Annotated in this window: 11 protein-coding genes; all 11 read right to left on the reverse strand. The window is 35.6% G+C overall.

What is annotated here, in order from left to right; all coding sequences use genetic code 11:
* The coding region (locus ACIQ2X_RS13850) for a hypothetical protein (RefSeq protein WP_396179530.1) at positions 1 to 283 on the reverse strand (283 nt) is incomplete at its 3' end.
* 1 nt (position 284) lies between these two features.
* Positions 285 to 461: a hypothetical protein gene (locus ACIQ2X_RS13855; RefSeq protein ID WP_396179531.1), complete on the reverse strand. Its 177-nt coding sequence runs from the start codon at positions 459 to 461 to the stop codon at positions 285 to 287.
* Complete coding sequence (locus tag ACIQ2X_RS13860) at positions 458 to 667, reverse strand: DUF3310 domain-containing protein (RefSeq protein WP_396179532.1); 210 nt, start codon at positions 665 to 667, stop codon at positions 458 to 460. Before ACIQ2X_RS13860 ends, ACIQ2X_RS13855 begins: the two co-directional genes overlap by 4 nt.
* The gene (locus tag ACIQ2X_RS13865) at positions 645 to 995 is read right to left on the reverse strand and encodes a hypothetical protein (protein ID WP_396179533.1); all 351 of its coding nucleotides are present in this window, start codon (positions 993 to 995) and stop codon (positions 645 to 647) included. Before ACIQ2X_RS13865 ends, ACIQ2X_RS13860 begins: the two co-directional genes overlap by 23 nt.
* Entirely contained in the window at positions 988 to 1,209 is a 222-nt protein-coding gene (locus ACIQ2X_RS13870; protein ID WP_396179534.1) for a hypothetical protein, read from the reverse strand. Before ACIQ2X_RS13870 ends, ACIQ2X_RS13865 begins: the two co-directional genes overlap by 8 nt.
* A 13-nt stretch (positions 1,210 to 1,222) precedes the next feature.
* Positions 1,223 to 1,567: a RusA family crossover junction endodeoxyribonuclease gene (locus tag ACIQ2X_RS13875; protein ID WP_396179535.1), complete on the reverse strand. Its 345-nt coding sequence runs from the start codon at positions 1,565 to 1,567 to the stop codon at positions 1,223 to 1,225.
* A 521-nt stretch (positions 1,568 to 2,088) separates the two neighbouring features.
* Entirely contained in the window at positions 2,089 to 2,295 is a 207-nt protein-coding gene (locus tag ACIQ2X_RS13880; RefSeq protein ID WP_396179536.1) for a hypothetical protein, read from the reverse strand.
* Entirely contained in the window at positions 2,285 to 2,506 is a 222-nt protein-coding gene (locus ACIQ2X_RS13885) for a hypothetical protein (protein WP_396179537.1), read from the reverse strand. Before ACIQ2X_RS13885 ends, ACIQ2X_RS13880 begins: the two co-directional genes overlap by 11 nt.
* A gap of 1 nt (position 2,507) precedes the next feature.
* Positions 2,508 to 3,182 carry a DNA methyltransferase gene (locus ACIQ2X_RS13890; RefSeq protein WP_396179538.1) on the reverse strand — a complete coding sequence of 225 codons (675 nt, stop codon included), beginning with the start codon at positions 3,180 to 3,182 and terminating at the stop codon, positions 2,508 to 2,510.
* Position 3,183: 1 nt separating this feature from the next.
* Positions 3,184 to 3,915, reverse strand: a complete 732-nt coding sequence (locus tag ACIQ2X_RS13895; protein WP_396179539.1) for a hypothetical protein — start codon at positions 3,913 to 3,915, stop codon at positions 3,184 to 3,186.
* On the reverse strand, positions 3,881 to 4,651 hold the full coding sequence (locus ACIQ2X_RS13900) for a DUF4373 domain-containing protein (RefSeq protein ID WP_396179540.1): 771 nt from the start codon (positions 4,649 to 4,651) through the stop codon (positions 3,881 to 3,883). The genes ACIQ2X_RS13895 and ACIQ2X_RS13900 overlap by 35 nt, the downstream gene beginning before the upstream one ends.
* Positions 4,652 to 4,731: the final 80 nt, after the last annotated feature.

Raw genomic sequence — 4,731 nt, forward strand, 5'->3', positions numbered from 1 at the left:
AATCAATGTATGGTTTTATTTTCTCAAATGTAAAGTCTTCGTATTCTTCGTCAACCAATTCGTATTCAATTTCACTTGTAATTTCAACCTTTACGACGTTGTGCTTGTGCAATTGCATCGTCAAACTTCGCAATGTGAAATAAAAATATGCCTCATTGATTTCCTTGTTCAATTTTAAAACCTTAATGTATGCCTCTTGAACAATGTCCTCCGCATAATGACGACCACCGAACTTTTCGACGATTCTCACCCAATGCTTATGGTTGGCAAATATTTGGTCCATCCTATAATTTGTAGATTTCTTCGATTACTAATTTCCAATAGTGGGCCTTTTCTTCGCCTCCACGGTCGTTCATTACTATCTCACAAATCAACAATGCCAATTCCTTTGCCTTGTCTCGATCCTTACAAAAAAAGTTTGCATGATTGCATAAGAATGCGGCGCGTTCGTCGGGTCTCATAAGTCTTGTATTTCCATTTTTAAATATTCGATGGCTTTCATCAAATCTTGTTTTTTGTTTTCCTTTTTGCCTGCCCTTAAAACGTACTTTATTACGTTACCCAAGCAAAACCCTAAGTCGTAGTCTTTTATGATGTCTATCGCCTCAAATTGGTTTCCCTTGTAATGGCCCGGACGTATCGGATTAAAATTCTTGTTGGATTCCATATTTTCTCAATACAAAGTTTAGTTCGTCATTCATATTCATTTGACGTGTGACGTCCATTTCAGTCATTTCCAATCCAAGTTTAAAAAAATTCAACATGAATTTACCTGCCTCCACATATTGCTCGGTGACCTCAAGTTCAACTTCTTCGCGGCCCTCGTAAATGCTTGCCTCCATTTTCAACAATTCTTTCAAAAGGTTGTTGGATAAAAATTTGACGTTTTGACGGTTGAATTTTGACGGACGAAAGTCGACGTCAATGTGGTCGATTAGTGCGTTCACAAGCCCGCAATAAATGACAATCGTTTCTTTTTCTGATAATTTACCCATTTGTCAATTTGTCTTTGATAAGTTTCGTATGTAAAAATACAATTTTCTGATTATAATTTGACATTTCCAAAATTCTTTCTCGTTTGGTTGTCAGGCACTTATGTAAATCGTTGACGATTACCCCGTTGCCAAGATTAAAATCATAAATGTTTGGCTTGGCTAATTGTTCGTCAATCCAATTTACTGCCGCTTGGCAATTTGAAGGTAATCCCATCGAAAAAATTTGATTAATCAATTATCATTAATTCGTATTCAATTCTCGGATTTACCTTGTCAATGTACCGGTAAGCCACAATCCGCATACATTTGTTGTCGTTGCGAATAGCCCCGCATTTTTGCAGGCAATCCAAAATCACTTTCAATGAATTGTCAAGGTCCGAACGTTTGTCTTTGTAAAACACCTTTACATGCAATCCAAAATTTGTGTCGATGTTTTTGTTTCGATATTTGACACATTGCTTTTGAAAATCCTTTTCGTATTGAACTAAGTGTTCGGCCTTGTAAACCTTTCCGTTTCCGAATCGATAGCAATTCGATTTGCTTGGTACCTGCCCATAAATTATTTCAAACATGGCGAATTTTTATAAAAACGTTTTTGAACCCATCCGTTCCGAATCATTCGGTTTCTCTTAAAATCAATGTAAGGTCGGAAATAAAAATATCCGTAACCGCTTAAAAATACCACTTGCCTTTCGTCACAATGGTCGCATCGATATGACATTGTATATCGGTTCCCGCTCTTGTGAAACATTCTCAAAATCACTTGCGCGTCGTTAGTCTTTCCGCATTCAGTACACTCCAATTTATGGTCGTGGTAAACTTGTCTTTTATCTATATTCATATCTCACTTGAAAATTTGTTTGATTCCTTTTGTGCTAATCTGCGGGACCTGAAATATTTAATTTTTTGCTCCCAATTGTAACGCTTAACCGAATAGAATCCGGTTGATGTAATGTAAACCATAATCGTATTGTCGCAATCGCATTTCAATGAAACCGAATGGACGTTGTTTGATTTCGAAAACATCCTTTGAACTAAATCAAGGCTTTGTTTTTCTCCGCAAATTGGACATGACAAATTATGATTTTTTAATTTAGGATATCGTGCCATAAATTTCATTATAATATTCTTCTGCGTTATCATAAAACAATACTTCATAATTAAAATACCCTGAATCAAAGGAATTTATAATCTGCTCTTTCTGCATTTTTTTGGCTTGTTCAATAGTTTTAATATCATAAAATTTATTATGTTTTTGTTGACTAATTAACCATTCTACTGCCGTTTCTTTATTTTCCATTTTGCTTAATTATTAAGATTCCCGATTTTGTGTATTCGCCTTGTTCCAATTTTCCGTTCCACTCATCGCTTCCAACTTCCATTGAAAATTTTTTATACCTCCATGTGTGAATTCGATTGTCTTCTTTTGGTTCTTGATTTTTAGATTCTAACCAAAAAAATAATGCGATGCCCGTGACTGCTAAAATGATTAAATAGTTTTTAGATTTCATTTTAAAATAAAGTTAATTGTGCAATATGCTGCTGAAATCTTTTCTCGCTTGCTTTGAAGTAATCCTTATCTAATTCGAATCCAATAAATTCGAATCCCATATCGTAAGCGGCAATTCTTGAACTTCCGGAACCTAAATGAGTATCAAGTATTTTATCGCCTTTTTTAGCATAGTTTTGTAACTGCCACTTATAAAGTTTGACTGGTTTTTGTGTAGGATGAAATCTCCCACCGCCTTCATTATTTTTAGCTAAAGCTTCTCCTCTTGACATATCAAAAACTCTTATTGCTTTATCAAAAGAACTCCAAGCTAATTCTCCATCAGCTAGACTAAATTCTCTTTGACCTTTATCCCAAAAAATCCAACCCATACTTGGTTTTAAATATTCTGTCATATAATTACCTCCCCATACAATTTGATTTTTAGAAACCCTAAATAATTCATCCCAATAATTTTTTTTTGGAATATCATTATCCCATTCTGTTTGTTTGTATTGTTTCCATCCTCTTCCTGCTTTTGATTTACCTTGAGCTTTTATTCTAGATTCCGCTGCTTTATTCTGTGCTTTATCAGCATTTATACCATAAGGCGGATCAACTATCGCAAGCTCAAAATAATTGTCAGGATATTGCTTCATACCTTCAATGCAATCCATGTTAAAAACTTCGTTTTTCATACTACATCTGATTTATTTTACCTTCTTTGTCTAAACGTGTTTCAAAATTTACCATGTCATAAATGGCTCGCTTGTAACATTCCGATTTTGATTTTACAATTCTTAATTCCCGATTTTCAATATTTGCCAAACTATCCCACACCTCTTTTTTTGCCTCCACGCTTGTCGTAATTAAATTAAACTTTTGGGCTATGTCGTACAAATGGTCAAGCCCGCCTTGCGTGAATTTGTATTGTGGATTTTTTGAAATCAAATCCGCATAATCATTTAAAATATCAATTGCCTGCTTTTTTAAAACATTGTCTTCGGGGACCGGTAATGGCGGTGTTTCGACGTAGGAATTATGGACCTTCCCAATAACTTCGCGCTTGTCTTTGTCGCGGTATTTTTTTAACCATTGACAAAAGTTTGGTGAATTAAAAAAGACTTGCTTGTCATCGCCTTGATATTCCCCTTGTAATCCGCGTTTTACGGCCTCAATTACTTCTTCCGGTGTCAATGTACCGAACGACTCTAAATCGTCGCTTATACTAAAGATTTGGGCTTGCTCCTCTGCAACATTTTCGTTTCGTAATCCAAGTTTGATTTTGATTCGGGTCCAAATTCGAAAAGCTAATTCGCTTTTTTCTTTCTTCGTAAGCGTTTTCAATACTTGCCCTTTGCTAAGTTCAATTATTTTCGCTTCGGTTGGTGAAAGATTAGAGGAAATCGAATGGGTTGTTGTAAGTTCCATCGTCGTGTGATTTATCAATTGCCGCTTTGGCTTGTTGTAGGTTTATAATATTTTGTTCAAACTTACCAATTTTTTTGGTTGTGTCAACACCTATGTTTTTTTTCGGTGCAAATAAACCTTGGTAATTGTTTCCAATCGAATGGTCAATTGCCTCTTTCAATTCGTTGTCACTTTTGTCGGACCAATCTTTTATCAATTGCGCTTTTCCGATTTCTGTGTAGGTTGATTTTTTGCTTTTCTTATAATCAAACCATCGTTGAAATAAAACGTCGCGTTCCGTAGGAACTGCTACTTGTTCTATTACTATTTTATTTACTTTACTTTCTTTTTCTTTACTTTCCTTTCCTTTCTTTTGTTGAACGGTCGTTGAACGGTCGTTGGACAATCGTTTGTCGGCCGATGCTTTTCCGGCCAATTTACGTTGTTCTTTCATGCGAAAATATGGCTCTAAGTAAACCAACATTTTAGGGGAAAAAAACTTTTCGTCGTTGTCAATTTCAAACAATTCGTAATTGCATACGGTCACTCGAATCTTTGCCTCTGACACACCAAATTCGTCCGCTAACAAATCCAAGTCTTCCAAAGGATAAACTAAGTCTTGCTGTTCTCTTAATGTCTCTAAAAGCATGAAATAAATGCCGTACCCCTCAACTCCTAATTCTCTGCGTAACCGTCTAATTTTACGGTCGTGCCTTGCATTGCAAAAATGCGGGAAATAAAACGCTTCTTTTTCCATAATGATAAAAATAAAGGCCCAAATGCGTAGGAGTGCAAAAGGGCCTTGGGTTCTTAAAACCAATTAATCACCGAAAAACT

Source organism: Flavobacterium sp. (assembly GCF_044368625.1).
In the GTDB taxonomy this organism is placed as follows: domain Bacteria; phylum Bacteroidota; class Bacteroidia; order Flavobacteriales; family Flavobacteriaceae; genus Flavobacterium.

Coding starts and splice junctions, on each gene's coding strand:
- ACIQ2X_RS13880 (WP_396179536.1), bottom strand. CDS start 2,295: ATGGAAAATAAAGAAACGGCAGTAGAATGGTTAATTAGTCAACAAAAA.
- ACIQ2X_RS13900 (WP_396179540.1), bottom strand. CDS start 4,651: ATGGAAAAAGAAGCGTTTTATTTCCCGCATTTTTGCAATGCAAGGCAC.
- ACIQ2X_RS13885 (WP_396179537.1), bottom strand. CDS start 2,506: ATGAAATCTAAAAACTATTTAATCATTTTAGCAGTCACGGGCATCGCA.
- ACIQ2X_RS13870 (WP_396179534.1), bottom strand. CDS start 1,209: ATGGGATTACCTTCAAATTGCCAAGCGGCAGTAAATTGGATTGACGAA.
- ACIQ2X_RS13895 (WP_396179539.1), bottom strand. CDS start 3,915: ATGGAACTTACAACAACCCATTCGATTTCCTCTAATCTTTCACCAACC.
- ACIQ2X_RS13865 (WP_396179533.1), bottom strand. CDS start 995: ATGGGTAAATTATCAGAAAAAGAAACGATTGTCATTTATTGCGGGCTT.
- ACIQ2X_RS13855 (WP_396179531.1), bottom strand. CDS start 461: ATGAGACCCGACGAACGCGCCGCATTCTTATGCAATCATGCAAACTTT.
- ACIQ2X_RS13875 (WP_396179535.1), bottom strand. CDS start 1,567: ATGTTTGAAATAATTTATGGGCAGGTACCAAGCAAATCGAATTGCTAT.
- ACIQ2X_RS13890 (WP_396179538.1), bottom strand. CDS start 3,182: ATGAAAAACGAAGTTTTTAACATGGATTGCATTGAAGGTATGAAGCAA.
- ACIQ2X_RS13860 (WP_396179532.1), bottom strand. CDS start 667: ATGGAATCCAACAAGAATTTTAATCCGATACGTCCGGGCCATTACAAG.